Raw genomic sequence first — 2,379 nt, 5'->3', positions numbered from 1 at the left:
TCGCTTCGAGCAGGCTCCAGCTCAGCACGAACGGATAAGTGTGGTAAACGTGCACCGTCGACAGCTGCAGCAAGGGGATGAAGTGCTCGTAGGGGATATTGCCCAGGAAGTGCACACGCGCCCAGTCCGCGTCGCTGATCTTCGGCCGCACTTCCGCCGCAAAGATGTCTTTCCATTTGCGTCCGCTTTCCGGACGCGCGCCATAGCTTACATCGTCGCCGCCGACGATCAGTACCCGCGCATTCGGCCGGCGCGCGAGCAGTTCCGGCAGCGCGCGCATGAAGATGTGATAGCCGCGATATGGTTCAAGGTTGCGGTTGACGAAGGTGATGACCTCGTCCTGCCTGGTCAGCGCGACATTCCCGCTCAGTTTCAGGCTGACGCCGGGGTTCGGCTTCACCGCATCGGTGTCGATGCCGTCGTGGACGACCGTGATCTTGCTGCGGAACGGCGCGGGAAAGGTACTCGCCTGCCAGAGCGTCGGCGAGATGCCGGCATCCGCGATTTCGAAGTGCAACAGGTTGTTGATGTTCTTCAGGCGCAACCGGCAGGCGTCGCCTTCGTCCTTCGACGGGAATTCCGGATCGAAACCGACGTCGGCACCGCTCGTGTGGTAGAAGAACTCGGCGTAGATGCCAAGCTTTGCCTGCGGCCAGACATCCTTGACAAAGAGGCTTTCGCCCCAGCCGGGATGCGCGATGATGACATCGGGTGTGAAACCCTTCGCTTTTAACTGCAGCGCGGCACGAAAGCAGGCGTCGCCGCGGATGGTCTTGGTCTCGAAGTCGCTAACCCAGGGGTGGACATTCGGCGTCGTGCCGCGGCTGGCGGAGTAGGGAACCAGTTTCACCCCCTGCCATTCTGCGGCCTTGAGCTTTTGCATCGTCATCGCGACCACGGTATTGCCCGGTTCCGCCGCCAGTGCCGGCGCAAGAAATTTGAACTGCCCCGGAAAGTTTTGGTGAATGAACAGGATTTTCATGAGCAGACTTTCAGAATGCCAAGCTTCGCCAGCCATACGAGAGCCCGAAACACGAAAGCCCGGCGCTCGGCCGGAATCGCCTGTACCAGGTCCTTCGCCGGCCGCGGGCCGGCTGCTGCGGCAGCCAATACCGCGCGCACTTCCGCTTCGGTTGGAAGCACGGTCTTTGCAAAATTCACCATTGCCAGTTCCGCATACGAACGCAGCTGCAACCAGGCCGTCTCCGCATCGGAGCCGACCAGTCCCAGCAGGGTATCCGCCGAAAGCATTCTACTCGGATAACTGGCAAACGCATGGAACGGATCCATGCGCGCCGGCCAGGGGTGCGCCAGGGGCTTGAGTGCCGGCGCCTGCGCCTTGCGAATCTCGGACAACTGCGCCCACAACGCCTCGTACTGCGGAATGACCGCTGCCCAGTCGAACATGGTCCGGGCACGCTCCCTTCCCGCCTCCCCCATCCTTCGCCTCAATTCACCGGACGCAAAGAGCTTGGCAAACGCCGCAGCCGTCGCCTCGACATCGACCGCGACCAGGCTGCATGTGTGCCCGCAGTACATATCGTAGGTATCGACCTGCAATGCGTGGCGCGTCGCCAGATCGCCGCCCAATCCCGCTGCCGGCATCAGTGTCGGTACGCGGAAGCCGTCGATGCCGTCGCGCACGGTGTCCTTGTAACCATCCCAGTCAGCAACCACCACCGGCAGACCCGCCGCCATTGCCTCGATCGGGGCGATGCCGAAGCTTTCCTGGATGTTGTCGGAGAGTGAGCAGAAAACGTCGGCGGCCGCCCATGCAGCGATACGCTCCTCCGCCTTGCGGCCGTCAACGGTGACCACCCTGATGCCCGGGCACGCGCACGCCGCCGCGTCGGCATAGGCCTTCCCGATGAATTCGTTCGCATGCCAGCCGCACTCGACAAGGATCACTTTCTTTCCCGTCGCCTGCGCTGCCTTTTCGAGCGCCTGGTACATGGCCAGCGGATGCGCCTTGACGTGAAAGGAGAGCCGTCCCACGTACAGTACGACCAGGGTATCAGGGTCAGCGCCGAGCGCCTGGCGCGCGGCCAGCCTTTGCTGTTCGGAGAACGCAAAGTCCTTTGTATGGATGCCCAAGGGGATGACAGGCAACTGTGGCAAGACCGTTCTTGAAATACCCAGTCTTTGCTTCAGGTACTCTTCCTGAGCCTGCAACACGCGGCAGACATTGTCCTTTACTGCCGATGAAGTACATATCACCGCATCCCATTGCTGAACCGGCGCGGTAATCAGCTCGGCGAGCGAATCCATGGCGCCGGCACTGGAGGTCGTGTGGGTAATCCCGCACAGGCTCCAGGCGCCATGACCGAAAAAAGCGCGATGATTTGCATGCTCCCGGAGACCAGGGCCGGGAAAGTAGAC

The 2,379-nt window shown here is 61.8% G+C and carries 2 protein-coding genes; both read right to left on the bottom strand.

Annotated elements, in window-relative coordinates; all coding sequences use genetic code 11:
• On the bottom strand, positions 1-982 hold a 982-nt coding region (locus tag VFF99_RS08445), incomplete at its 3' end, for a glycosyl transferase family 1 (protein ID WP_325016846.1).
• Positions 979-2,379: glycosyltransferase family 4 protein (locus VFF99_RS08440; RefSeq protein WP_325016844.1), on the bottom strand; the 1,401-nt coding region annotated here is incomplete at its 5' end. The genes VFF99_RS08445 and VFF99_RS08440, both read right to left, overlap by 4 nt.

This window comes from Noviherbaspirillum sp. (assembly GCF_035654295.1).
Lineage (GTDB): Bacteria > Pseudomonadota > Gammaproteobacteria > Burkholderiales > Burkholderiaceae_D > Noviherbaspirillum.
Note: the sequence above shows the minus strand (reverse complement) of the source record. Positions and strands in the feature narration are given on the sequence as shown.